Origin of the sequence: Streptomonospora nanhaiensis, from assembly GCF_026642255.1 — a bacterium.
GTDB lineage: Bacteria > Actinomycetota > Actinomycetes > Streptosporangiales > Streptosporangiaceae > Nocardiopsis > Nocardiopsis tropica.
Window position 1 is genome coordinate 4,977,471 of the sequence record NZ_CP113264.1, and the last position, 24,676, is coordinate 5,002,146.

Below are 24,676 nucleotides of genomic sequence, written 5' to 3' on the forward strand. Positions count from 1 at the left end.
CCCCGGCCGGGCATCAGGAGGGCGGGTCCGCCTCGGCCCCGCGTCCGCGCGCCGCCTCCAGGGACAGCAGGACGAGCGCGCCGTCGCCCGGACGCGCGGGGTTCCTGCCGGTCAGCTCCTCGAACCGGCGCAGGCGGTTCAGGACCGTGTTGCGGTGGCAGTACAGCACGTGCGCCGCCTCGCTGACCGACCCCCGCTCCAGCACCGCCAGGGCCGTCTCGACCAGGGCCGACCGCTCCCTCTCCGGAAGCCCGTCGAGCGGGGCGAGGACCTCCTCCGCCAGGACCTCCGCCACGTCGCCGAGCTCGCGGACGACGACGGCGGGCCAGTCCGAGCGCACCCGCAGGGCGCGCCCGTCCCCCGGTCGCACCGCCCTCGCGAGCCTGGCGGCGACACGGCGCATGCGGGGGATCTCGGCGACGCCGCGGGCGGTGGGCGCGAGCCCCACGGGCAGGCCGAGCAGCCACTCGGGGGGCGCGCCGCCCGGGTCGGCGCACCTCAGGAGGGCCAGGACCTCGCTGTCCAGGTCCACGAGCATGTCGTCCGCCCCCGCGCCGGCGGCCGCCGCCCGCAGCTCGGCCTCGCGGCCGGGCGCCGCGACCGCGACGGCGAACAGGTCCCGGGCGTCCGCGTCCAGGGCCCGTGCGACCTGCCGGACCAGGTGGGGGTCCTGCCGCTCCGCCTCGAACAGGCTGCGCAGCAGGAAGACCCTCTCGTGCTCGGCCTGCCTGCGCATCGCGGTCAGCTCCGCGAGGTACCCGGAGTGGACGTCGGTGAGGTGGAGCTCCACCGCGTCCCAGATCGGGAGCACCCCGTCGCTGAACGCCACCAGGTCCTCGTCGGACACGTGCTCGCGCAACGCGTTCCAGATGAACCGGAAGTCCATCCGCACCGCGCGCAGCAGGGACTCCAGCGGGATGCCCTGGCGGGCGCGGCGCCGGCCCACCTCCCGGGACAGGGAGCGCCGGTCCGAGGTCACGGGCAGTCCGGCCACCAGCCGGAGGAGGTACTCCAGGGACTCGCGCGCGGTGGCCAGCAGCTCCTCGTCGGCGATCGCCGCCTCCGGGTACCCGGTCACCCCGCGCACCTCCAGGAGGTAGGCGCGGGCGAGGGCGTCGACCTCGCGCAGGCACGCGCGCAGGGCCACGGCCCCGGGGGAGCCTTCTTCGGACCAGGACACGGGGACTCTCCTCGTTGTGTGTTCGCACAGTCGAACGCGCGAGGCGGTTGGGGATGACCATTGTCCAGGTCACCCGATCCCCCTGATCATGGACTACCAGCGGGGGCGGCGCGACGCCGCCCCCGCTCCCCGTGCGCCCCTCCCGTTGGGGGACGGCACATCCGGTGAACCGACGAGGGGTGCCGAGCAGAGCACCGCCGAACGAAAGGCCCCCAATGGACTCCCCAGCACAACCCCCCGGCGGAACGAAGACCGTCTCCGGAGCGGACGCCTCCCGCATCGCCTGGGCGGCGTTCGTCGGCACCGCGCTGGAGTGGTACGACTACTTCCTCTTCGGCACCGCCGCCGCCCTGGTGTTCAACCGGCTGTTCTTCACGGAGCTGGACAGCACCGCGGCCACGCTCGCCGCGTTCGCCACCTTCGGGGTCGGGTTCGCCGCGCGCCCCCTGGGCGCCCTGCTCTTCGGGTACATGGGCGACCGCTTCGGCAGGCGGCCGGCCCTGCTCACGACGATCGTCATGATCGGCTGCGCCACCGGCCTGATCGGCCTGCTGCCCGACTTCGGCTCCATCGGCCTGGCGGCGCCCGTCATGCTCACCGTGCTGCGGCTCCTCCAGGGCCTGGCCGTGGGCGGGGAGTGGGGCGGCGCCGTGACCATCGCCGTCGAGCACGCCCCGATCGAGACCCGGGGCCGGTTCGCCGCCCTGGTGCAGGTCGGCTCCCCCGTGGGCACGCTCGTGTCCTCCGGCGCGTTCGCCCTCGTCCTGATGCTGCCCGGCGAGGCCTTCGACGCCTGGGGGTGGCGCCTGCCGTTCCTCGCCGCGTTCCCGCTCCTGGGCATCGCCCTGTACATCCGCCTCAAGGTCGAGGAGTCGCCCATCTTCCAGGACCTCGTCGAGCAGGAGGAGCGCTCCAGGATCCCCGCCCTGGACGTCTTCCGCCAGGCGGGCGGCCGTCTGCTGGTCGCCGTCGCCGCGGCCATGCTGGGCGTCGGCGGGTTCTACATGATCACCACGTTCGTGGTCAGCTACGGCACCAACACCCTGGGCGTCGACCGGAGCGTCATGGTCAACGCCACCCTGGTCGCCGCCGCCCTCCAGATCGTCGTCACCGTGTTCGCCGGGCGCCTGGCCGAGCGCTTCGGACCGGGCCGCATGACCGTGGCGGGCTCGCTGGCGACCGCCGCCGCGGCCTTCCCGCTGTTCTGGCTCATCGACACGCGGGACCCCCTGGCCATCGTCCTCGCGGTCACGGCCGGCATCGCCCTGGTCACCATCGCCTACGCCGTCACCGGCGCCCTGCTCACCGACCTGTTCCCGCCGCACCTGCGCTACAGCGGGGTCTCCCTGGGCTACAACCTCGCGGGGGCGCTGACCGGGTTCCTGCCCCTGATCGCCACCGCCTTCCTCGCAGCCTCCGGCAACGCCTCCTGGTCCGCCGCGCTCATCCTCGTCGTGATCGCGCTCCTCTCGGCGGTCGGCGGCGCCTACGGGGAGCGCCTGCGCATCACCGACAAGTCCATCGTCTCCTGAACCGCACCGCCCCGAACGAGAGGAACCACCCCATGCACGCCGACGATGCCCGCAGGATCTGCGACGCGGTCGACGCGGCCTTCGACGCCCAGCTGGAGCTGACGGCCGAACTGGTCCGCCACCCGTCCCTGCGCACCCGCGAGGGCTCCGCCCAGGACCTGCTGTACGCCGAGATGGAGCGGCGCGGCTTCGCGATGGACCGGTGGGAGCTGGACGCCGCACAGCTCTCCGAGCACGTGGGCTACGGGCCGAGCACGGTCTCCTACGAGGGCGTGACGAACGTGGTCGGCACCTACCGGCCGACCGAGCACACGGGGCGGTCCCTCATCCTCAACGGGCACGTGGACGTCGTCCCCGAGGGCCCGGAGGAGGCGTGGTCGCGCTCCCCGTGGGACGCCCCCGTCATCGACGGCTGGCTCCACGGCCGGGGCAGCGGGGACATGAAGGCGGGCCTGGTCGCCAACCTGTTCGCGTTCGACGCGGTCCGCGCCGCGGGCCTCTCCCCCGCCGCGCCCATCCACTTCCAGTCGGTGGTCGAGGAGGAGTGCACGGGCAACGGGTCGCTGTCCGCGCTCATGCGCGGGTACACGGCGGACGCCGTCGTCATCCCCGAGCCCGAGGAGGACATGCTCGTCCGCGCGAACACGGGGGTCATCTGGTTCACGGTCCGCGTGGCGGGCGTCCCCACGCACCCGCGCGAGATGAGCTCCGGTTTCAACGCCATCGACGCCGCCCACCACGTGATGGGCGAGCTGCGCCGCGTGGAGGAGCGGTGGAACGCCGAACGGGGCTCCCACCGCCACTTCGAGGACCTCGACCACCCGATCAACTTCAACCTGGGCACGATCAGGGGCGGCGACTGGCCGTCCAGCGTGCCCGCCTGGTGCGAGATCGAGGTGCGGGCCGCCCTCTACCCGGGCGTCACCGCCGACCAGGCGTGGGAGGAGCTGACCGGCGCGCTGGAGTCCGTCACGTCCGACGCCCAGGGCCACCCGATCTCCGCCGTGGCCACCCGGACCGGGTTCTACGCCGAGGGCTACGTCCTGGAGGAGGGCAGTGAGGCCGAGGCCGTGCTCGCCCGGTCCCACGAGCGGGTGTTCGGGTCCGAGCTCCGGAGCTTCACGACCCCCGGCTACCTGGACGGCCGCGTCTTCACGCTCTACGGCGACATCCCCACCCTCGTCTACGGTCCCGTCTCCGAGGCCATCCACGGGTTCGACGAGCGCGTGGAGGTGGAGTCCGTCCGGCGGATCACCAAGAGCATCGCCCTGTTCATCGCCGACTGGTGCGGCACCGCGCAGGCGTAGCACCCGCCCGCCCGGGCCGCCCGCGTCGGCGGGCGGCCCGGGCGGGCGGACACGCGCGGCCTCCGGGCACGCCCGGGACGGCCGCCCTTGCGGAGGCCGTTCCGCCGTGGGTGGGAACGGCCTCCGGGCGCACCTCCGCCGTCCTTCGGGGGCGCGCCCGGGACGGCCCCTCAGAGGAGGGGGCGCAGCTCGTCCTGGCACCACGCGGCCAGGGTGGTCGGCGTCGTGGTCGCCGCGGTGCGCGACTGCTCCGGCCTGAAGCCGTCGCGCAGCCCGGTGGACATGCCCATCACCGCCTCGACCAGGCCGGGGCCCAGGCCCGCCCCCGCGAGGGTGTCGCGCATCCGCTCGTCGGCGATGCGCTCCGCCCGCACGGGACGGCCGGTGACGTCGGCGACGACCGCCGCGGCCTGCTCCCAGGACAGGTCGGCGGGGCCGTGCACGGCCTGGACGACCCGGCCGGCCCACCCGGGGTTGAGGAGTCGGCCCACGGCCACCTCGGCGATGTCGCGCGGCGCGACCCACGGCATCGGGTGGTCCACCGGCAGCACGACCCGGATGGCGCCGGACCGGATGGAGTCCAGCTCCATCAGCAGGTTGCTGAAGAAGAAGCCGCACCTGAGGTGCACCACGTCCGCGCCGGTGTCGTCCAGCAGCTGCTCGGTGCGGGCCAGCCCGTCGATCTCCCCCGCGCCCGAGCGGCGCTCCGCGCCCACGCTGCTCAGGAAGACGACGCGGCGGATCCCGTTGGCGGTGACGGCGCGCGCGGCGTGCGCACCGAAGCGGGCGTACGCGGCGACCGGGTCGTCCGTGCGGGTGGGCGGATCGACCCAGAACAGGGTGTCGACGCCCGCGGTCGCGGCCACGACCGCGGCCTCGTCGCCCTGGTCCACGGCGACCGGTTCCACCAGGCCGGCGAGGGCCGGGGCAAGGCGGGCGGGGTCGCGCATGAGCAGCAGCGGCCGCGCTCCGGCCCGGACGAGGCCGTTGACGACGTGGCGGCCCACGGTGCCGGTGGGGGTGGTCACGGCGATGCGCATCAGGTGTCTCCTCGTGCTCGTGTTCCGCGGGGTCGCGGTTCGCCTCGCACGGTACGAGGGGTTGCGGCCGGAATCCGGCCACAACACGGGAGGCCGGCGGATCGGTCCGGCGGCCCCGGGGCTCCCGGCCGTGACGGAGGCCGGGCGGAGGCCGGCGGGCGGCCCCGGACCGCCCGTGGGCGGACTCCGGCGGCGGTTCCGGGGCCGCGGGCCTTCGCGCTCCGGGGCCGAAGCGCGCTACGCGTTCCCGGCCGAGACCACCCGGGCGAGCCATCCCCTGCTCCGGCGGGAGAAGTCCTCGGACACGGGGGCATCGGGCGCCCAGGCCTCGAAGCCGTGGGGCGCGCCGGGGGCGACCTCCAGCTCGCAGTCCACCCCCGCCTCGCGCAGCCGGCGCGCGTAGCCGGTGGCCTCCTCGAAGAACAGGTCGATGTCGCCCACGCCGATCCACGCCGGGGGCAGGCCCCGGAGGTCGTCGCGCCGGGCGGCCGCCGCGTAGGGCTCGGCCTCTCCTCCCGGCTCCCGGCCCAGGTAGGCGCGCCAGCCGAACCGGTTCAGGCGGTTGTTCCAGACCCAGTGCCGCTCGCCGTCCAGCTCGCTCCGGGCCGCGGTCCGGTCGTCGAGCATCGGGCAGCCGAGCAGCTGCGCGCGGGGCTGCACCCCGCCGCGGTCGTGGAGCCTCTGCACCAGGCACGCGGCGAGTCCGCCGCCCGCGCTCTGCCCGCCGACGACGATCCGGTCCGCGTCCACCCCGAACCGCTCGCACGAGCGCTGGAACCAGTCCCAGGCGGCGACGCAGTCGTCGGACGCGGCCGGGAAGGGGTGCTCCGGCGCGAGCCGGTAGTCGACCGAGACCACGACCAGGCCCGTGTCGCGCGCGGCGGTGGAGCAGAACCGGTCGTCCTGCGAGGGCTGGCCGATGACCAGCCCCCCGCCGTGGATCCACAGCAGCCCGGCGCCGGACGCGCCGGCCTCCGGCTCGTAGACGCGCACGTCGACGCCTTCCTCGGACAGGTCCCGGAACCGCACGCCGTCGACGACCGCGTCGCGGCCGAGGCCGCGCTGGGCCGCCCTGAGCAGGTTGCGCAGCCGGGGCCGGTGCAGGGGCAGGGCGGGCACCCGCTTCACCGCCTGCCGCAGTTCGGGGTGCACCTTCGCCAGTTCCATGGACCGCTCCCGTCGACCGCCGCTCCCACGCGGCCCCGCCTCGTCACCGCCAACCTACTGCCCGCGTCCGCCGGGCCCGCGACCGGTCACCGGCTCAGGGATCCGTCCCCTTCCGCGTACCCGCTCCCGGGGCGCGGGACCCCCGCGGGCCGGGGTACGGCGGGCGCGGTCCGCTCCGGACGGGGATGCCGTGCGGTCGCGCGGACCGGGGTGCCGGGGGTGCGGCGCCGGGGCGGGAACCTCGCGTCCCCCGTTCGGCGCGGGAGCGCCCCTACCTCAGCGAGGACACGCTCCGCCGGACCGGGCGCCGGGGGCGCCCGTCCGAGAAGTACTCGGGCGAGACCGCCCGGATGCGCTCGACGTCCTCGAAGACGGCGCGCAGGTGCGAGCGGAGCGCCCGGACCGCGTCGTCGAGGTCGCCCGCCTCGATCGCGTCCACCACCTGCGTGTGCTGCTCGGCGAGCACCCCCATCGGCCGGGTGTCGATCAGGCTCAGCCTGCGCGCGCGGTCCAGGTGGGCCTTGGCCGCGTTCACCGTCCCCCAGGCGCTCTCGTGCCCGGCCAGGGCCAGGAGGGCCCGGTGGAACTCCTCGTCCAGCTCGAAGAACCGGTCGTGGTCCCCCGCGGCCTCGGCGTCGAGCTGCGTTTGGAGGTTGGACCGCAGGTCGGCGATGTGCTCGGGCGAGAAGGGGGGCCGCGCCTGGGCGAGGGAGGTGCACTCGACCGCCTCCCGGATGAACTGCGCCTGGGCGACGCGTTCGGGGTCCACGAGCGAGACGAAGCTCCCGACCTGCGGGTACACCTCCACCAGGCCCTCCTCCCGCAGGAGGATGAGGCTCTCGCGCACAGGCGTGCGGCTCACCGCGAGCTCGGCGGCGAGCTCGTTCTCGGAAAGCGGCGCCCCGGGCTTGAGCTCCAGGGTGATGACCGCGCGACGGAGGGTGTCCAAGGTGCGGTCCCGCGCGGACAGCAGTGGTCCCCCGGATCGGGTGTCGTCAGCCATGTCCGGAAGTCTACCGCCATTGACTCCACTGGTATACCAGTGCTTGTATGCCAGTTGCGACGACGTTCACATCCGGTTTCCCGGCGATGTCACCGCAGGTCGAAGCCGCCCGACGAAGGAACCTCCCATGACCGAACAGGCGCCTCCCACCCCCGTGGGGCAGGGCGAACGCAGCACACGGGACCTCACGAAGGCCTCGGTCTCCGGATGGCTCGGCACAGCCATGGAGTTCATGGACTTCCAGCTCTACTCCCTGGCCGCAGCCCTGGTCTTCAACCAGATCTTCTTCCCCGACCTCAACCCGGCGGTCGGCCTGATCGCGGCGATGGGCACCTACGGCGTCGGGTACGTCGCCCGCCTCGCCGGAGCGGTCTACTTCGGCCGGATGGGCGACCGCCTGGGGCCGAAGAAGGTCCTGTTCATCACCGTCGCGCTCATGGGCGTCTCCACCACGCTGATCGGCGCCCTGCCGACCTACCAGCAGGTGGGGCTCCTGGCCCCGATCATGCTCGTGGGCCTGCGGCTGGCGCAGGGCTTCGGCGCGGGCGCCGAGATCGCGGGCGCCACGGTGATGCTCGCGGAGTACGCGCCCGCCCGGCGGCGCGGGTTCATCGCCTCCCTGGTGTGCCTGGGGACCAACTCCGGCACCCTGGCCGCCTCGGCGATCTGGGCCGTCCTGGTGTTCGCCCTCTCCGAGGCCGAACTGCTGGCCTGGGGCTGGCGCATCCCGTTCCTGGCCAGTGCGCTCCTCCTGCTCCTGGCCCTGTGGATCCGCCACTCCGTCAAGGAGAGCCCCGTCTTCGAGCAGCGCGAGGACATCGTCGACGGCGTGGCCATGTCCCGCGAGGAACTCGCGGCCACCGCCGTCGAGAAGGACAAGAGCACCCTGGAGGCCGCGCTCCACCAGCGCAAGGGCCGCGCCTTCCTGATCGCCCTGGGCCTGCGCTTCGGCCAGGCGGGCAACTCCGGCATCGTGCAGACGTTCCTGGTCGGCTACCTCAGCGCCACCCTGCTGATGGACGGCTCGGTCGGCACCTCCGCCATCGTGTACGGCTCCCTGCTCGGCTTCGTCACCGTCCCCCTGGTCGGTGTGCTGGGCGACCGCTTCGGCCGCCGCCCCCTCTACTTCTGCCTGACGATCGCGAGCATGCTGTTCGCCGTGCCCATGATGCTGATGATCAACTCCGGCGACGTCGTCCTCGTGACCGTCGCGATGGTCGTCGGGCTCAACCTCTCGGTCCTCGGCCTGTTCTCCGTGGAGAGCGTCACCATGGCCGAGCTGTTCGGGGCGCGCACCCGCTTCACCCAGCTGGCCCTGGCCAAGGAGATCGGGGGCGTCCTCGCCACGGCCATCGGCCCGGTGCTCGCCGCGACGCTCACCGCCGTGACCGGGTCCTGGTGGCCCCTGGCCGCCATGATCATCGCCTACTCGCTGATCACGCTCGTCTCCACGTACCTCATGCCCGAGGTGCGCGGACGCGACCTGGTCCGACTGGAGGACGCCGTATGAGGGCCGTGACCGTCCACGGGGCCGGAGACCTGCGGGTCGACGAGCGCCCCGACCCCGTCGCCCCGGAGGGGCACGTGGTCGTCGCCGTCGAATGGGGCGGGATCTGCGGGTCCGACCTCGCCTACTGGCGCCACGGGCGCTCCGGCACCGCCGTCCTGCGCGACCCCCTGGTCCTGGGACACGAGATCGCCGGACGCGTCGCCCGCGTCGGCCCCGGCGTGAGCGGCGTCGAGGAGGGCCTGCCCGTCACCGTGCATCCGGCCGAACTCGTCGGCGACGGGCGCATGCCCGAGAGGCTGGCCGGACGCACCAACCTGTACCCGCGGGTGCGGTACTTCGGATCGGCCGCGTTCCACCCGCACACCGACGGCGGCTTCAGCGAGTTCAGGGCGGTGCGCGCCGACCAGCTGCGCCCCCTCCCCGCGGGGGTCGGCACCCGCGAGGGGGCTCTGGCCGAGCCCCTGGCCGTGGCCCTGCACGCCGTGTCCCGAGCCGGGGACGTCGCCGGCAGGGACGTCACCGTGAACGGCGCCGGGCCCATCGGCTGCCTCGTGGCCGCGGCCCTCAAGCACGCCGGGGCCGGACGGGTCACCGTCGCCGACATCAGTCCCGCGTCGCTGGCGGTCGCCCGGGCCATGGGCGCGGACGGGCTCCGCGACGTCTCGCTGGGCGAGCCGCTCCCCGAGGACGCCGAGATCGTCATCGAGGCGTCCGGGGCGCCGGGGGCGCTCGGCCCCGTGCTGCGCTCGACCGCCCGGGGCGGGACGGTCGTCCAGGTGGGCAACCTCCCCGGCACGGAGGCCGCCGCGGTCCTGGGCGACCTCGTCACCAGGGAGATCACGTGGAAGGGCTCCTACCGCTTCTCCCACGAGATCGACGACGCCCTCACCGCGATGGCCGAGGGCCTCGACGTCCGCCCGCTGATGACCCACACTTTCCCCCTGGACCGCGCCGAGGAGGCGATGCGGGTCGCCGCCGACCCCGCCTCGGGAAGCAGCAAGGTCATGCTGCGGTTCGGCCCGGACCCCGACCCCACCGATCCCGCACACCCCCGGAAGGACCTCCTGTGAAGATCACGGACGCGCGCGTCGTCGTCTCCTCGCCCGGCCGCAACTACGTCACCCTGGTCATCGAGACCGAGGACGGCGTCACCGGCGTCGGCGACGCCACCCTGAACGGGCGCGAGCTGTCGGTCGCCTCCTACCTGCGCGACCACCTGTGCCCGCTCCTCATCGGCCGCGACGCGCGCCGCATCGAGGACACCTGGCAGTACCTCTACAAGGGCGCCTACTGGCGGCGCGGCCCGGTCACGATGACCGCGATCGCGGCCGTGGACGTGGCCCTGTGGGACATCAAGGGCAAGGCCGCCGGGATGCCCGTCTACCAGCTGCTCGGCGGCGCCGCACGCGACGGCGTCATGGTCTACGGCCACGCCAGCGGATCCTCGCTCGACGACCTGTCCCAGGACTTCCAGCGCCACCTCGACCTGGGGTACAAGGCGATCCGCGTCCAGGCGGCGGTGCCCGGGCTGGACAAGACCTACGGCATCGCGGGGGCCGGCGGCCGGGTGTACGAGCCCGCCAACGCCAACCGGCCCCAGGAGGACTCCTGGGAGACCTCGCTCTACCTCGACTTCGCGCCGGAGATGCTCCGGCACATCCGCGAGGAGTTCGGCTACGGCACGCACGTGCTCCACGACGTCCACCACCGGCTCAGCCCGATCGAGGCGGGCCGCCTGGGCGCGGCGCTCGAACCCTACCGGCCGTTCTGGATGGAGGACCCGACGCCGGCGGAGGACCAGTCGGCCTTCCGCCTGATCCGGCAGCACACCACCACCCCCGTCGCGGTCGGCGAGGTCTTCAACTCGGTCTGGGACTGCCAGCAGCTGATCACCGAACGGCTCATCGACTACATCCGCACCTCGGTCTCCCACACCGGGGGCATCACCCACCTGCGCCGCGTGTTCTCGCTGGCGGACCTGTACGGGGTGCGGTCGGGGTCCCACGGCGCCGGTGACCTGTCGCCGGTCGCCATGGCGGCGGCGCTGCACGTCGACCTGAGCATCCCCAACTTCGGTATCCAGGAGTACATGGGCCACACGGGCCCCTTCGAGGAGGTGTTCCGCACCGGCTACACCTTCTCCGACGGGTACATGCACCCGGGCGAGGCGCCGGGCCTCGGCGTGGAGTTCGACGAGGAGGCGGCCTCCCGCCACCCCTACGACCCCCGGTACCTGCCGGTCAACCGGCGTCTGGACGGAACGGTGCACGACTGGTGAGCGCTCACGAACTCGACGTCGTCGTCCTGGGGGAGATCCTCCTGGAGGTGGCCACCGACGAGCCGGTGGCCCACGGGGTCCCCGCCCGCCTCGGGGTGTCCGGCGACGCCCTCAACGTCGCCGCGGCGGCCGCCCGGGCCGGCGCCCGGACCGGCCTGGCCGCGGTCCTGACCGACGACCCCCTGGGGCGGTCGATCGCCGACCGCGTCGCCGAACTGGGGGTCTCCACGGCGCTGCTGCGCTTCCGTCCCGGACAGCAGGGCGTCTACCTGGTCCACAGCGACCCCGAGGGGGAGCGGGCGTTCTCCTACGCCCGCAGCGGGAGCGTCGGATCGACGCTGTGCCCCGCCGACCTGGACGAACAGGCCCTGGCCGCCGCCGGGGCGGTCGTGGCCTCGGGCATCGCCTGCGCCGTCTCCGGGAGCGCGCACGAGGCCGTCCGGGCCGCGGCGCGCCTGGCCCGCAGGTTCGTGTTCGACCCCAACCACCGGCCGGCGCTGACCACGCGGGAGGCCGCGGCCGCGGTCCTGGCCGAGTTCGCGCCCCTCGCCCACCTCGTCACCCCCTCCCATCCGGGGGAGACCTCGTCCCTGCTGCGGAGCGCCTCCCCGGCGGAGGCCGCCCGGCGCCTCCTGGAGTCGGGGACCCGGCACGTGGCGGTGACGTGCGGCTCGCGCGGCGTGCACCTGGCCACCGCGGAGGGCGAGACCTGGGTCGACGCGGTCCCGGCGCCCGTGGTCCTGGACCAGACCGGCGCCGGGGACGCGTTCCTGGGAACCCTGGCCGCGCGCATGGTCCTGGGCGACGGGTTCGCGAACGCCGCCCGGCTCGCCGCGGCCGCCGCCAGCCTCAACGTGGGCGGCCGCGGCGGGACGGGGCTGCTCCCCACCCTGGAGCAGGCGCGCGCCCACGCCGCGCGGACGGGAGCACGGCGATGAGCAGACTGACCCTGGACTCGCTCGTCCGCTCCGGGCGCTCCCCGTCCCTGGACCGCGGCGCCCTGCGCACCGGGGTGGTCCACCTCGGCGCGGGGGCCTTCTTCCGCGCCCACACGGCCGTCTACACCGAGGACGCCATGCTGGCCACCGGGGACACCTCCTGGGGAATCAGCGCGGTGACCGGGCGCTCGGCACGCGTGTGGGAGCAGATGGCCCCGCAGGACGGGCTGTTCACCGTCACGGAGCGCGGCCCGGGGAGCGGGGCCTCCCGCGTGGTCTCCGCCGTCACCGAGACGCTCGCCGGGCCGCGCGACCCCCTGGCCGTGGTGGAGCGCGTCGCGGCCCCGGGCACCCGGGTCGTGACCCTCACCGTCACCGAGAAGGGCTACCGGGCCGACCCCCTGACCGGGCGCCTGGACGTGCGGGACCCGGCGGTGCGCGCGGACCTGGAGGGCGCTCCCCCGCTCACCGCGGTCGGCCGGATCGCGCGGGGCCTCCAGCTGCGCATGCTCCGCGACGCGGGCCCGGTCTCCGTGGTCTCCTGCGACAACCTGTCCGGGAACGGGGACCGCCTGGGGTCGCTGGTCGCGGACTTCGCCGACGCCCTGCCCGGGGCCGAGGGCGAGCGGCTGCGGGCCTGGACGGCGGAGTCGGTCTCCTTCCCCGACACGATGGTCGACCGGATGGTCCCGGCGACCACCGCGGAGGACCTCGACCTGGTCGAGGGGGCCCTGGGCCTGCGCGACGAGGCCGCCGTGATCGCCGAGCCCTTCCGCCAGTGGGTGGTCGAGGACCGCTTCGCGGCGGCCCGCCCCCCGTGGGAGCGCGCGGGGGCTCTCCTGACCGGCGACGTCCGCCCCTGGGAGGAGGCCAAGCTCCGCGTCCTCAACGCCGGCCACTCGCTGCTGGCCTACCTGGGGCTCGCCCTCGGGCACCGCACCATCGCCGCGTGCGCGGCGGACCCCGTCGCGGCGGAGGCGGCGCACCGGCTCGTCCACGAGGAGGCCCTGCCCTCGCTGCGCCTGCCGGACGGCCTCGACGGCCCCGCCTACGCGGAGTCGGTCCTGGCCCGGTTCGCCAACCCCGCCCTGGGCCACACGACCGCCAAGGTCGCGGCCGACGGCTCCCAGAAGATCGGGCCGCGCCTGCTCCCCACGGTCCGGGCGGTGCTGGACCGGGGAGACGAGCCCCGCTGGAGCGCCCTGGCGGTGGCGGCCTGGATGCACCACGTCGCCGCGGCCGGCCCCCGGGTGGAGGACCCCCTGGCCGCCACCCTGGCCGGACTGCTGCCCGACCGCAGGCGCGCGGCGGACGTGGTCCCCCGGCTGATGGAGGCGGGGATCTTCCCCGGGGAGCTCGTCGCCGACGGGCTCTTCACCGGGCTCGTGGCCCACTGGTACGGGGTCATCGACTCCGCGGACACCCTCGCGCTGGGCAAGGAGATCGCGCTGTGACGCCGACGGAAACCGTCCTGGACCGCTCTCCGGTCATCCCCGTGGTCACGGTCGAGGACCCCGGCCGGGCCGTCCCCCTGGCGGAGGCGCTCCTGGCGGGCGGTGTGGGGATCGTCGAGCTCACCCTGCGCACCCCCGGGGCCCTCGCCGCCGTCCGCGCGGTCGCCCGTGGGGTGCCCGGCATGCTCGTCGGGGTCGGGACGGTGCTCACGCCCCGCCAGGCGGACGACGCCGTCGAGGCCGGGGCCGACTTCCTCGTCACCCCGGGCACCACGCCGGGCCTGCTGCGGCACCTCGCCCGGAGCGGGATCACCGCCCTGCCCGGGGTGGCGACCGTGAGCGAGGTCCTGGCGGCCCGGGACGAGGGGTTCCTGGCGCAGAAGGCCTTCCCCGCCTCGGTCCTGGGTCCGGGGTTCCTCCGGGCGGTGGCCGGGCCGGTCCCCGACGTCGTCTTCTGCCCGACCGGCGGGATCACGGCCGACAGCGCCCCCGACTACCTGGCGGCGCCCAACGCGGCGTGCGTGGGCGGGAGCTGGCTCACCCCGCCGGACGCGGTCCGGGACGGGGACTGGGAGCGCGTCACCCGGCTCGCCGCCGGAGCGGCCGCGCTCCGCTGACCCGCTGCCCGGCCGGAGGCGGCGTCTCCGGCCGGCGTCCCGGCGGTTCCGCCGCCGCGGACGACCCCTCCGGGGGCCTCAGGACGGTGGCGGCGGGACCGGGTGCGGGGCCCGCCCCTCCTCGCGGGCGCGCAGGCGCGCGTAGAGCACGGGGAGCGCGGCCCCCACCGGCGGCACGACCGCCAGGGGGAGCAGGACGAGCGCGATCGCGGCCGGGAGGTAGTGGACCAGGGTCGCGGTGGTGAACCTGTTCCCGTCGCTGAGCCGCATCATGGCCTCCCCCGCCGGGGCGGCGAGGGGCGAGGCCGCGACCAGGAGGAGCGTGAACGCGATCGCGACGGCCGCCGCGATCAGCAGCCAGAGGCCGAGGGCCCCGCCCGCGCGCCGCCCGTCAGCCTCCACGAGCGGCGCAGCGCCCCTGCCGTCCGCACGTCCTCGAACACCACGGCGGCGGGAGCGAGGGAGAGGCGGACCACGAGGTAGGGACCCACGCCCCCGGCGGCGAGGGGCAGGCCCAGGCCCACCGCCCAGTCCGCCGCGCCGAAGCCGGTGAAGGGGGCGCCCGGCCGCTCGATTCCGGGGATCAGGCCGCTCGCCAGGGAGTCGAACAGGAAGGCCCCCACCAGGACGGCGACGACGACGCCCAGCCCGACGGCCAGCTGCGTCGCGAGGACGCGGAGCATGTACGGACGGGCGCGCCGCCACAGGCCGTCGGCGGGAGGGGTCCCGCGGCCGGACCGGGCGTCCCGCACGGCGACGGCGTGCGCGGTGTACAGCAGGGTGAGGACCGCGGCCGCGAGCAGGAGCAGCAGGGACACCACGAGCATCCCGTTCAGCGTGAACGCGACGTCGATGTCGCCCGTGGCGGAGAACGGGGGGACCTCCGCCTCCTGGTTGGACCGCACGCGCTCCCGCAGGAGCTCGAAGGCGTCCCAGGTCAGGGCGAGGCCCAGGACGGCGATCGCGGCCACTCCGCAGGCGGCCAGGGCCGTCACGGCCAGGGCGGAGCCGTACAGGGGGCGCCGGAGGCGGACGGTGGTCGCCAGCGCCTCCCCCAGCAGGCCCGGGGCCTCGTCCTCCCCCGGGACCGGGGCGACCCGGTCCTCCGCGCTGCCCGCCATGTCGGCCCCGTCCCTCGTCTCTCGCACCGGAACGGCCGGGGCGCGACCCGGTGGGGCCGCCGCCGCGCCGGTTCGGTGGTTCGGTGGTCCGCTGCGCCGCGCACGTCCCGATCGCGTGCCCGGTTCCGGGGGGATCAGCGGGTTCGGCACGATACCAGCCGGTCGGCGGGCGGCGGACCTGCCGGGGGCGGGACAGCCGGCGGGCAGCCGTGGACGCCCCGGCCGCGGACGGCCGGGGCGTCCGCGGACCGGGGTTCAGGCCGGAGACCTCCGTCCTCCGAGGGCGACCGCCAGGTCGAAGGCGTTCTGCACCGACCCGGTGGCGGCCACGCCCTTGCCGACCACGTCGAACGCGGTGCCGTGGGCCGGGGTGCAGATGGGGACCGGGAGGCCGCCCGCGATGGTGACCCCGCCGTCGAAGCCCATCAGCTTCATGGCGATCTGCCCCTGGTCGTGGTACATCGTCAGGATCCCGTCGAATTCGCCCGCCCTGGCCCGCAGGAAGATCGTGTCCGACGGGAACGGGCCCGTCGCGTCCACGCCCCGGGCCGCCAGGTCTCCCACCGCGGGGCCGATGACGTCGATCTCGTGGCGGCCGAACCTCCCGTTCTCCCCCGCGTGCGGGTTGAGGGCGCACACGCCGATCCGCGGGGCCTCGAACCCCGATCCGCGCAGGACGCGGTCCAGGAGGAGGCCCGCCTCCACCACGTTGCCGCGGGTGATGCCCGCGTCGACCTCGGCGACGGAGACGTGCGAGGTGACGCGGGCGGTCCACAGGCCGGGCAGCACGTTCAGCTCGGAGGTGAAGGACTCCACCCCCAGGACCTCCTCGAACCAGCGCAGCTCGTCGTTCTCGGTCATCCCCGCCAGGTGCAGCGAGGACTTGTTGAGGGGCGCGAACAGGATGGCGTCCACCGTGCCGTCCTTCGCCATGTCGAGGGCGGTGGAGAGGTTGGCGAGCGCCCAGAGCCCTCCGTTCCTGGTGGCCCTGCCGCGCTCGAAGCCGTCGGCCGTCCCGGGCGGCCGGGCGGCGCCGTTGTCGTACAGGACGGGGAGTCCCGTGCCGGGCGCGTCACCGTAGGCGACGGGCGCCCCGGCGTCCTCTCCCGCCGCCCTCAGCTCGGCCGCGTCGGAGACCAGGACGATGTCGGCGGCCTCGGTGTTCTCCCGCCGCGACAGCAGTCCGGCGATCAGTTCGGGGCCGATGCCGGCCGGGTCCCCGAGGGTGATCGCGACGCGGGGGCGCGTGATGGGGGTGGTGGTCATGGCTGCCTTTCCGGTGGGGCTCGTGCTCTGTGCTTCGGGGGCGGGCCCGGTCCGGGCCCGGGTCGTCGTGTCAGTCGTCCGGGCGCCGGGGAGCGTCCAGGACCTCCTCCCCGCCCGGGGCCGGACCGGCCCCCGCGTCGGGGGCTCCGCCTCCCGCCCCGGCGGACGCCTCCGGGGAGCGGCGCGCCCGTGTCCGGCTCCGGACGGCGCGCACCGCAGCGGGGCCGACGACGAGCGCGAGCGCCAGCGCGAGGATGGCGACCGCGGGGCCGCTGGAGGCGAGCAGGGGAAGGATCTCCCCCTCGCCGAGCGCCGACGTCTGGACCAGCGCCGTCTCGAACAGCGGACCGATGACCAGGCCCAGGACGAACGGCGCGACGGGGAGGTTCATGCGCTTCATCGCGTACCCGACGAAGCCGAACACGACCACGATCCACACGCTCAGCATGCTGTTCTTGACCGAGTAGGCCCCGACCAGGCTCGTGACGATGATGAGCGGGTAGAGGACCGAGTACCTGATGCGCAGGAGCTGGGCGAAGACCGGCGCGAGCGGCAGGTTCAGCAGGAGCAGGAGGGCGTTGCCGATGAAGAACGACGCCAGCAGGCCCCAGACCAGGGTGGGCTGCTCCTCGAAGAGCAGCGGGCCCGGTTGGATGCCGTAGACCAGGAACGCGCCGAGGAGGACCGCCGTCGTGGCCCCGCCCGGCACGCCCAGGACCAGTGTGGGGATGAAGTTGGCGTTGGAGCCCGAACTCGTGGCGGCGTCCGGGGCCACGACGCCCTCGATGGCGCCGGTGCCGAGCTGGTCGCGGTTCCTGGAGAAGCGCTTCTCCACCCCGTAGGCCATGAAGGAGGCGAGCGTGGTCCCGGCGCCCGGCAGACAGCCCAGGACGAAGCCGACGAGCGTTCCACGCGCGGTGGCGGGAACGGAGCGCCTGATGTCCTCCCTGGTCAGGAGGAGGTCGCGGAAGCGGGCGCGGATCGGTGTGGCCATGCCCCGGTGCAGCTGGTTGAGGAGCTCCCCGATGGCGAAGAGGCCGATCATGACCTCGACGTAGGGCAGCCCTCCGAAGAGGGAGACCTGGTCGAAGGTGTACCGGGGCGTCCCCGACCCGACGTCCACGCCGACGCTGGAGACCAGGATGCCGGCCAGTCCGAGGGCGGCGCCCATCATGAGGTTGCGGCCGGAGAAGACCATGATGGTGCACAGTCCGAGGGCCATGACCGCCAGGATCTCGGGCGGCCCGAACCCGAGGGCGGCGTCGGCGAAGACGGGCGCCAGCGTGGTCAGGGCGACGAGGGCGATGAACGCGGCCGCGAAGGAGCCCAGGGCGGAGATGGCCAGCGCGGGTCCGGCCCGGCCGGCGCGCGCCATGCGGTAGCCGTCGAACGTCGAGACCACCGACGAGGCCTCGCCCGGGGTGGCGACCAGGATGGCGGTGATCGTGGCCCCGAACTGCGAGCCGTGGTAGATGCCGGCCAGCATGATGAGCGCCGTCAGGGGCTCGAAGGTGAGGGTGACGGGGATCAGGATGGCCACGCCCGTGGCCGACCCGAGGCCCGGGAGGATGCCGATGACGGTGCCGAGCAGGACGCCGACGAAGCACCACAGCAGGTTCTCGGGGGTGAGCGCCGCGGCGAAGCCGAGGGTGAGGTTGTCGATCACACCGCACCCCACAGGGCCGGGTCGAACACGCCGAGCGGCAGGGGGACCCGCAGGAGGACGCCGAACAGCAGGTAGCACACGACCAGGACCCCCAGGGAGGCGGTGAGGGCGACCGGCCACCGGAGCCGTTCGACGGAGATCGTCAGGAACAGGGTCAGGGCGGCGAGGGTCGGCAGCATGCCCAGGAACGGGATCAGCACCGCCGTGGCCACCAGCGCGGCGGAGACGACGGCCAGCTTGCGGCGGACCGTCCTGTGCTCCGCGTCCGTGCGCTCGGTCTCCTCCTCGACGTGGCCGTCGCCCTCCAGGACCGTCCCGGTGCGCGCCTCCCGGCGCAGCATGGCGAGCCCGATCAGCAGGAGGGCCAGTCCGGCGACGCGGGGCAGCGCCCCGGGGCCGACGGTGCCGTCCTCCACGGTGGTCCACGGGTAGGAGAACGACCCGAGGAAGAAGAACCCGCCGAGACAGGCGAGGACCGCGTGGGTGGCGAGCACGGAGGGCCTGGCCCGGGCCGGGGCCGTCTCCCCCCGGGGCGCGCCGGTCGCGGGGCCGCTCATCGGAACACCTCCTGCATCTGCGCGTCGTAGTCGTCCAGGTAGTCCTCGAACTCCTCGCCCGCGAGGTCGGCGGGGAGGAGGAGGTCGTCCTCGATGTAGTCCCGGTACAGGTCGGAGTCCATGGCGTCGAGGATCGCGTCGACCCAGTAGTCGCGCTGGACCCGCGAGATGCCGTCGGGGGCGAGGACCCCGCGCCAGATGGTGACCTCGGCGTCCAGGCCCTGTTCGAGGGCGGTGGGGACCCCGCCCATGAGCGGGTCGTCGTAGCGTTCGGGGGTGAGGGTGCACAGGGCCTTGAAGTCGCCGCTCTCCAGGTAGGGCCTGACCGAGGCGGCGCTGGCGGGAGCCACCTCGATCTGCCCGCCCATGAGGGCGGTCAGGACCTCGCCGGTGGAGCCGTAGGGCACGACGGAGAACTGTCCGCCGTTCCTCTCGAACTCCGCGGTGACCAGGGCGTCGGCGCCGGTCCGACCGCTGGAGCCGGTCCTGACGGGCGCGTCCCGGCCGGCCTCGACGAGGTCGGCGCAGGTCTCGTAGGGTGCGTCGGCGTCGGCGACGACCATGCGGGAGTCCTCGGCGAACATCACCAGGGGGGTGAAGTCGCGGTAGGTGAAGGGCACGTCGTAGACGAGGGGCAGCGTGTTGAGCGCGCTCTCGGCGACCAGCAGCGCGTTGCCGTTGCCCTGTTCGGCCAGGAAGGTGGCCCAGCCGACCGCGCCCGAGCCGCCCTCCCGGTTCTGCACGTTGACGTTGAAATCCGCGTCGAGGTCGTTGAGCGACTCGGCGACGACGCGGGCGGAGCGGTCGCTGCCCCCGCCCGGGGCGAAGGCGACGAGTGCGGAGACCGAGCCCCGGGGGGTCCAGTCGTCGGGGATCGCGGGGGTGGTGTTCAGCATCGAGCACCCCGCGAGCAGGGTGCAGGCGCTCGACGCGGCCAGTGCCATGCGCAGTGGTGGCTTCATGTCGGCCCTCTTGCGTCCGGGGGGTGGACGGACTTCTCCGAGGCGCAACCTGCGCAACATCGAAGATCCTATTGGATATGGGAACAAGCTAGGGCTCTGAACTGGTGTTGACAAGAGGGCGAAACAAAGTGAACGGAATGTGAAGCGGCCGGGGGGCGCGTTCCGTACGGAACGCGCCCCCCGGCCGCGACGGTGTCGTACCGCTCCGGTCAGCCGTCGACGGACACCCGGTGGGCCACGGCGGACAGGTGGTCCCGCATGGTCGAGCGCAGGAGCTCGCGGTCCCCGGACTCGAAGGCCGCGAGGATCGCGGCGTGCTCGCTCAGGGCCTGGTCCATGTCCAGGATCCCGTGGTGGGCGGTCTGGCGGAGCCGGTGGACGTGGGTGTTCAAGGACTCCGCCGCCTCGGTCAGGAAGCGGTTGCCGGCGGCCCTGATGATCGTCAGGTGGAACTCCCAGTCGGCGGCGAAGTACTCGCGCATGTCGGCGTAGTCGGGGGGCCGCTCGCCGTCCCCCCTGCGCTGCCGCACGTTGTGGGCGGCCAGGACGTGCTGGGCGTGGGCCACGCGCAGCTCCGGGAGCAGGTCCTCGGCGCGCTCGGCGGCGCGCTCCACCGCGGCGACCTCCAGGATCCCGCGCATGTCGAAGAGCTCGCGCAGCTGCTCCGGCGAGAGCGGAGGGGCCACGCGGTAGCCCTTCAGGGCGACCCTCGACACCAGGCCGGTGTGCTCCAGCTGCACCAGCGCCTCGCGGACCGGGGTCGGCGAGACCTGCAGCTCGCGGGCGAGCGGGTCGATGCCGAGGGAGCTCCCGGGCGGCGCCGAGCCGTCCAGGAGCTTCTCCAGGATCGCGTCGTACACGCCGTCGCGCAGGGCACGGCGGGCCACCACGGCGCTCTTGGCGGGCGTAGCCCCGGCGGGGGAGGTGGTCTCTCTGTCGTTCATCTCCTCCCGATCCTAGCCCGGGGGCGCGCCTTCTCGCGAAACAGGGACTGTCCAGTATCGGAAATATCCTATAGGTTCTATGATTCCAAGGCGGAAGAGGTGGTGCCCTCGCTCGGCGTCCGCCACCGCCCCCGGACCGAACGGCCTCCCGGCCCGCGACCCCCCGGAGACGAGCATGCCCCACACCGCAGAGGACTGGCCGATCGGCGCCGCGCTCCTCCAGTTCCCCGGCTCCTCCCCCGAGGGCGGATCCGTCCAGGACGCCCCGGCCTCGACCTGGGCCGCCGTGCTCGGCGAGGTCGCCGCCGAGGGGTTCGACCACGTGGACCTCACCGACAGCTGGCTGCGCCCCGGAGACCTCTCCGCCTCCCGGCGGGAGGAGCTGGCGCACACCCTCAAGAGCCTCGAACTCGGCATCTCGGCGGTCTCGGTGACCAGGCGCAGCGTGATCGACCCCGATCCGGCCGTCGCCGAGGACAACCTCGCCTACCTGCTCCGCACCGTCGACGCCGCGGCCGACCTGGGCGCCACCGTCGTCTGCGCGGGACTGCACCGGCCGCTGACCCCGGCCCAGCGCGACGCCCTGTGGTTCTGGCACGAACCCGGAGCCGCCGACCCGGAGGGCGACGAGCGCACCTGGGCCCTGGCCGTCGAACGCCTGCGCGCCGTGGGCGAGCGCGCGGCGCACCACGGGCTGCGCCTGTCCCTGGAGATGTACGAGGACACCTACCTCGGCACCCCCGAGAGCGCGGTGCGCCTGGTCCGCGACATCGGGCTGCCCGACGTCGGGCTCAACCCCGACCTCGGCAACCTGGTCCGCCTGCACCGGCCGGTCCGGCCCTGGGAGGAGCTGCTGCGCCCGGTGCTCCCGTACGTCGACTACTGGCACGTCAAGAACTACCACCGCGACTTCGACCCGGCCACCGGCGCCTACTTCACGGTGCCCGCCCCCCTGGAGGGCGGGGTCATCGACTACAGGCGCGCGGTCGAACTGGTGCTGCGGGCGGGGTTCGAGGGCCCGATCTGCACCGAGCACTACGGCGGTGACGGACTCGGCGTGTCCGCGCGCAACAGGGACTACCTGCGGCGGCTCCTGGCCGCCAAGCTCCCCCCGGCCGACGCCTCCCGCGGGGAGGGACGGCCGTGACCCTCCTCGTCAACGACCCCGCCGACTTCGCCGACGAGTCCCTCGCGGGGTTCGCCGCGGCCCACCCGGACGAGGTCCGGGCCGTGCACGGGGGCGTCGTGCGCGCGTCCGCGACCCCCGAGGGCCAGGTCGCCACCGTCCTCGGGGGCGGCACCGGACACTACCCCGCGTTCGCGGGATGGGTCGGGCCGGGCTTCGCCCACGGCGCCGCGTGCGGCAACGTCTTCTCCTCGCCCTCGGCCTCCCAGATCTGCTCGGTGGCGCGCGCGGCGCACAACGGCGGCGGCGTGGTCCTCGGCTTCGGGAACTACGCGGGCGACGTGCTCCACTTCGGCCAGGCCGCCGAGCAGCTGCGCGCCGAGGGCGTGGACGTCCGGGTGCTCGCCGTCACGGACGACGTGGCGTCGGGGCCCGCGCACGACACCGCGCGGCGGCGGGGCGTGGCCGGCGACCTGCCGGTCCTGAAGGTCCTGGGCGCGGCGGCCGAGGCGGGACACACCCTGGACGAGGTGCACCGGCTGGGGCTGAGGGCCAACGCCGCCACCCGGTCCCTGGGCGTGGCCTTCGGCGGCTGCACCCTCCCGGGGGCGGAGCGCCCCCTGTTCACCGTCGACGGCGGCCGGATGGGCGTGGGACTCGGCATCCACGGCGAACCCGGCATCGAGCAGCGCCCCCTGCCGACCGCCGACGAGGTCGCCGACCTCCTGGTGGACGGAATCCTGGCCGAGCGCGGCGCCGCCGCCGGAGCCGTCGACGGGTCCGACCGGGTGGCGCTGGTGCTCAACGGGCTCGGCGCCACCAAGTACGAGGAGCTGTACGTCGTCCACCGCCGGGTGGCCGACCGCCTCTCCTCCGAGGGCCTCTCCGTCATCGCCCCGGTGGTGGACGAGCAGGTCACCAGCCTGGGCATGGCGGGGCTGTCCCTCACCCTCATGTTCCTCGACCCCGAGCTGGAGCGGCTGTGGGCGGCTCCGGCCGTGACCCCGGCCTTCCGCCGCGGCCACCTGCCGCCGCGCCCGCCCCGGACCGACGACCCGACCGAGTCCCGCAGCACTCCCCCGGTGGTCCCGGGCGACGGGCCCTCGCGGGAACTCGGGGCGCGGATCGCCTCGGCGCTGGGGACCGTGCGCGACACCGTCGCCGCCCACGAGCGCAGGCTCGGCGAGCTGGACGCCGTGGCCGGCGACGGCGACCACGGGATCGGCATGCGGCGCGGCTCCGAGGCGGCCCTGTCCGCGGCGGAGCACGCCGTCGGACTCGGCGCGGGCGCCCGCACGGTCCTGGCCCGGGCCGGGGCGGCCTGGTCGGAGCGGGCGGGCGGCACGTCCGGAGCGCTCTGGGGGGCGGCGCTGACCGCGTTCGGCTCGGCGCTGGGCGACAGCGGCGGGGCCGACCGGGCACGGGTCGCGGCGGGCGCGCGGGCCGCGGTCGACTCCGTGGTGCGGCTCGGCGGGGCCCGGCCCGGCGACAAGACGCTCGTCGACGCGGCCGTCCCCTTCGCGGACCGGCTGGAGTCGGAGGCCGGCGGCCCCGGCCTGGCCCGGGCGTGGGCCGCGGCGGCCGAGGCGGCGCGGCTGGCGGCGGAGGCGACCGCCTCGATCCCCGCCCGCCTGGGCCGGGCGCGCGCCCACGGCGACAACAGCCTCGGCACCCCGGACCCGGGCGCGGTCTCCCTCGCACTCGTCCTCACCGCACTCACACCCCACCTCGGACAGGAGAACCACTGATGCGCGTCGCCGTCGGTTCCGACATCGCCGGTTTCGACTACAAGGAGGCCTTCAGGAACGACCTCGCCGCCACCGCGGCGGTCACGGAGGTGATCGACGTCGGGGTGGGCCCCGGCCAGGACACCGACTACCCGCACGTGGCGGTCGAGGCGGCCCGGCTCGTCGCCGACGGCCGGGTCGACCGCGCCGTCCTGGTGTGCGGGACCGGCCTCGGCGTGGCCATCGCCGCCAACAAGGTGCCGGGGGTGCGGGCCGTGACCGCCCACGACTCGTTCTCCGTGGAGCGGTCCGTGCTCTCCAACGACGCCCAGGTGCTCTGCCTGGGGCAGAGGGTCGTGGGCCGGGAGCTCGCCCGCAGGCTGGTGCGCGAGTGGCTGACCTACACCTTCGACGCGTCCTCCCCCTCCGCGGAGAAGGTGCGCGCCCTGTGCTCCTACGAGCCCGGGGCGGAGGGCCCGTGACGCACCCCCTCTGGATCGGCACCAGCTTCAAGATGAACAAGACGCGGGCCGAGTCGGTCGCCTACGCGACGCGCCTGCGCTCGGCGCTCGGCGACGGCGTGCCCGGGGTGCGGGCGTTCGTCATCCCCCCGGCGACCGCCCTGGCCGAGGTGTCGGCGGTCCTCGACGGGTCCCCCGTCCGCACGGGCGTCCAGAACGCCCACTGGGCGGACGGGGGCGCCTGGACGGGCGAGCTCTCCGTCCCCCAGGCAGCCGACGCGGGCGCGCGGATCGTCGAGATCGGCCACTCCGAGAGGCGGGCGCACTTCGCCGAGACGGACGGGACGGTACGCCTCAAGGTCGGTGCGGTCCTGCGCCACGGACTGACACCGCTGGTGTGCTGCGGGGAGAGCGCGGAGGTGTTCGAGCGCGGAGGATCGGTCGGGCACGTGCTCCGCCAGGCGGAGGCGGCCTTCGCCGACCTGGCCGACGGCCTGGAGCGGGCCCTGATCGCCTACGAACCGGTGTGGGCCATCGGGGAGCACGGCCGTGAGCCGCGCCCGGAGGAGGTGGCCCCGGTGCACGAGGCGCTGGCCGCCGAGTGGGGCGGCCGGGTGGGCGGGATCCTGTACGGCGGCTCCGTCTCCCCGGACAACGCCGCCGGCCTGCTCGGCGTGCCCGGGGTGGGAGGCCTCTTCGTGGGCCGGGCCGCCTGGGAGGTCGAGGGGTACCTGCGGATCCTGGAGGCCGGGCGGCGGCACGCGGGCGCGAGGGCGTGACGGCCGCCGGCGGGCCCGGGACCCGCGCCAGGAGACCGGCG

At 74.8% G+C, this 24,676-nt stretch carries 23 protein-coding genes; 12 read left to right on the forward strand and 11 right to left on the reverse strand.

What is annotated here, in order from left to right:
* Positions 1-13: 13 nt before the first annotated feature.
* On the reverse strand, positions 14-1,180 hold the full coding sequence (locus OUQ99_RS21530) for a helix-turn-helix domain-containing protein (protein WP_267945604.1): 1,167 nt from the start codon (positions 1,178-1,180) through the stop codon (positions 14-16).
* Positions 1,181-1,395: 215 nt separating this feature from the next.
* Here OUQ99_RS21530 and OUQ99_RS21535 point away from each other — a divergent pair, with 215 nt between their 5' ends.
* Both OUQ99_RS21535 and OUQ99_RS21540 read left to right on the forward strand, forming a co-directional pair.
* Complete coding sequence (locus OUQ99_RS21535) at positions 1,396-2,712, forward strand: MFS transporter (RefSeq protein ID WP_267945605.1); 1,317 nt, start codon at positions 1,396-1,398, stop codon at positions 2,710-2,712.
* Between the two features lie 32 nt (positions 2,713-2,744).
* Positions 2,745-4,019 (forward strand): ArgE/DapE family deacylase, encoded by a 1,275-nt coding sequence (locus OUQ99_RS21540; protein ID WP_267945606.1) that lies wholly within the window; start codon positions 2,745-2,747, stop codon positions 4,017-4,019.
* A gap of 170 nt (positions 4,020-4,189) precedes the next feature.
* Here OUQ99_RS21540 and OUQ99_RS21545 read toward each other — a convergent pair whose 3' ends face one another.
* The 3 genes from OUQ99_RS21545 to OUQ99_RS21555 form a co-directional block, all read right to left on the reverse strand.
* Positions 4,190-5,059 (reverse strand): NAD(P)H-binding protein, encoded by an 870-nt coding sequence (locus tag OUQ99_RS21545; protein ID WP_267945607.1) that lies wholly within the window; start codon positions 5,057-5,059, stop codon positions 4,190-4,192.
* Positions 5,060-5,296: 237 nt separating this feature from the next.
* On the reverse strand, positions 5,297-6,226 hold the full coding sequence (locus OUQ99_RS21550; RefSeq protein ID WP_267945608.1) for an alpha/beta hydrolase: 930 nt from the start codon (positions 6,224-6,226) through the stop codon (positions 5,297-5,299).
* A gap of 271 nt (positions 6,227-6,497) precedes the next feature.
* Entirely contained in the window at positions 6,498-7,229 is a 732-nt protein-coding gene (locus tag OUQ99_RS21555; protein ID WP_267945609.1) for a GntR family transcriptional regulator, read from the reverse strand.
* Between the two features lie 127 nt (positions 7,230-7,356).
* On the opposite strand from OUQ99_RS21555, the gene OUQ99_RS21560 reads away from it, so the two are divergent.
* From OUQ99_RS21560 to OUQ99_RS21585, 6 genes are read left to right on the forward strand one after another with little or no spacing between them, the layout of a single operon-like run.
* Positions 7,357-8,739 (forward strand): MFS transporter, encoded by a 1,383-nt coding sequence (locus OUQ99_RS21560; protein WP_267945610.1) that lies wholly within the window; start codon positions 7,357-7,359, stop codon positions 8,737-8,739.
* Positions 8,736-9,809 carry an L-idonate 5-dehydrogenase gene (locus OUQ99_RS21565; RefSeq protein WP_267945611.1) on the forward strand — a complete coding sequence of 358 codons (1,074 nt, stop codon included), beginning with the start codon at positions 8,736-8,738 and terminating at the stop codon, positions 9,807-9,809. Before OUQ99_RS21560 ends, OUQ99_RS21565 begins: the two co-directional genes overlap by 4 nt.
* Positions 9,806-11,017, forward strand: a complete 1,212-nt coding sequence (gene manD / locus OUQ99_RS21570) for a D-mannonate dehydratase ManD (RefSeq protein ID WP_267945612.1) — start codon at positions 9,806-9,808, stop codon at positions 11,015-11,017. Before OUQ99_RS21565 ends, manD begins: the two co-directional genes overlap by 4 nt.
* Entirely contained in the window at positions 11,014-11,955 is a 942-nt protein-coding gene (locus tag OUQ99_RS21575) for a PfkB family carbohydrate kinase (protein WP_267945613.1), read from the forward strand. Before manD ends, OUQ99_RS21575 begins: the two co-directional genes overlap by 4 nt.
* Complete coding sequence (locus tag OUQ99_RS21580) at positions 11,952-13,409, forward strand: mannitol dehydrogenase family protein (RefSeq protein WP_267945614.1); 1,458 nt, start codon at positions 11,952-11,954, stop codon at positions 13,407-13,409. Before OUQ99_RS21575 ends, OUQ99_RS21580 begins: the two co-directional genes overlap by 4 nt.
* Positions 13,406-14,026 (forward strand): bifunctional 4-hydroxy-2-oxoglutarate aldolase/2-dehydro-3-deoxy-phosphogluconate aldolase, encoded by a 621-nt coding sequence (locus tag OUQ99_RS21585; RefSeq protein WP_267945615.1) that lies wholly within the window; start codon positions 13,406-13,408, stop codon positions 14,024-14,026. Before OUQ99_RS21580 ends, OUQ99_RS21585 begins: the two co-directional genes overlap by 4 nt.
* Positions 14,027-14,104: 78 nt before the next feature.
* Here OUQ99_RS21585 and OUQ99_RS21590 read toward each other — a convergent pair whose 3' ends face one another.
* From OUQ99_RS21590 to OUQ99_RS21620, 7 genes are all read right to left on the reverse strand, one after another.
* Positions 14,105-14,428 carry a hypothetical protein gene (locus OUQ99_RS21590; protein WP_267945616.1) on the reverse strand — a complete coding sequence of 108 codons (324 nt, stop codon included), beginning with the start codon at positions 14,426-14,428 and terminating at the stop codon, positions 14,105-14,107.
* Positions 14,377-15,147 (reverse strand): hypothetical protein, encoded by a 771-nt coding sequence (locus OUQ99_RS21595; protein ID WP_267945617.1) that lies wholly within the window; start codon positions 15,145-15,147, stop codon positions 14,377-14,379. The genes OUQ99_RS21590 and OUQ99_RS21595 overlap by 52 nt, the downstream gene beginning before the upstream one ends.
* A gap of 255 nt (positions 15,148-15,402) precedes the next feature.
* Complete coding sequence (locus OUQ99_RS21600) at positions 15,403-16,413, reverse strand: 4-hydroxythreonine-4-phosphate dehydrogenase PdxA (RefSeq protein WP_267945618.1); 1,011 nt, start codon at positions 16,411-16,413, stop codon at positions 15,403-15,405.
* 70 nt (positions 16,414-16,483) lie between these two features.
* The gene (locus OUQ99_RS21605; RefSeq protein WP_267945619.1) at positions 16,484-18,079 is read right to left on the reverse strand and encodes a tripartite tricarboxylate transporter permease; all 1,596 of its coding nucleotides are present in this window, start codon (positions 18,077-18,079) and stop codon (positions 16,484-16,486) included.
* Positions 18,076-18,636 (reverse strand): tripartite tricarboxylate transporter TctB family protein, encoded by a 561-nt coding sequence (locus tag OUQ99_RS21610; RefSeq protein ID WP_267945620.1) that lies wholly within the window; start codon positions 18,634-18,636, stop codon positions 18,076-18,078. Before OUQ99_RS21610 ends, OUQ99_RS21605 begins: the two co-directional genes overlap by 4 nt.
* Positions 18,633-19,598 (reverse strand): tripartite tricarboxylate transporter substrate binding protein, encoded by a 966-nt coding sequence (locus OUQ99_RS21615; RefSeq protein WP_267945621.1) that lies wholly within the window; start codon positions 19,596-19,598, stop codon positions 18,633-18,635. The genes OUQ99_RS21610 and OUQ99_RS21615 overlap by 4 nt, the downstream gene beginning before the upstream one ends.
* A gap of 209 nt (positions 19,599-19,807) precedes the next feature.
* Positions 19,808-20,542: a GntR family transcriptional regulator gene (locus tag OUQ99_RS21620; protein WP_267945622.1), complete on the reverse strand. Its 735-nt coding sequence runs from the start codon at positions 20,540-20,542 to the stop codon at positions 19,808-19,810.
* Positions 20,543-20,717: 175 nt separating this feature from the next.
* Between OUQ99_RS21620 and OUQ99_RS21625 the strand changes: the two genes are divergently transcribed.
* The 4 genes from OUQ99_RS21625 to OUQ99_RS21640 are packed head-to-tail and all read left to right on the forward strand — an operon-like array spanning position 20,718 to position 24,635.
* Positions 20,718-21,689, forward strand: coding sequence for a sugar phosphate isomerase/epimerase family protein (locus tag OUQ99_RS21625; RefSeq protein WP_267945623.1), 972 nt, complete (start codon positions 20,718-20,720; stop codon positions 21,687-21,689).
* Positions 21,686-23,416 carry a dihydroxyacetone kinase family protein gene (locus tag OUQ99_RS21630; protein ID WP_267945624.1) on the forward strand — a complete coding sequence of 577 codons (1,731 nt, stop codon included), beginning with the start codon at positions 21,686-21,688 and terminating at the stop codon, positions 23,414-23,416. The genes OUQ99_RS21625 and OUQ99_RS21630 overlap by 4 nt, the downstream gene beginning before the upstream one ends.
* On the forward strand, positions 23,416-23,877 hold the full coding sequence (locus OUQ99_RS21635; protein ID WP_267945625.1) for a ribose-5-phosphate isomerase: 462 nt from the start codon (positions 23,416-23,418) through the stop codon (positions 23,875-23,877). The genes OUQ99_RS21630 and OUQ99_RS21635 overlap by 1 nt, the downstream gene beginning before the upstream one ends.
* Complete coding sequence (locus tag OUQ99_RS21640) at positions 23,874-24,635, forward strand: triose-phosphate isomerase (protein WP_267945626.1); 762 nt, start codon at positions 23,874-23,876, stop codon at positions 24,633-24,635. The genes OUQ99_RS21635 and OUQ99_RS21640 overlap by 4 nt, the downstream gene beginning before the upstream one ends.
* The last annotated feature ends 41 nt before the right edge of the window (positions 24,636-24,676 follow it).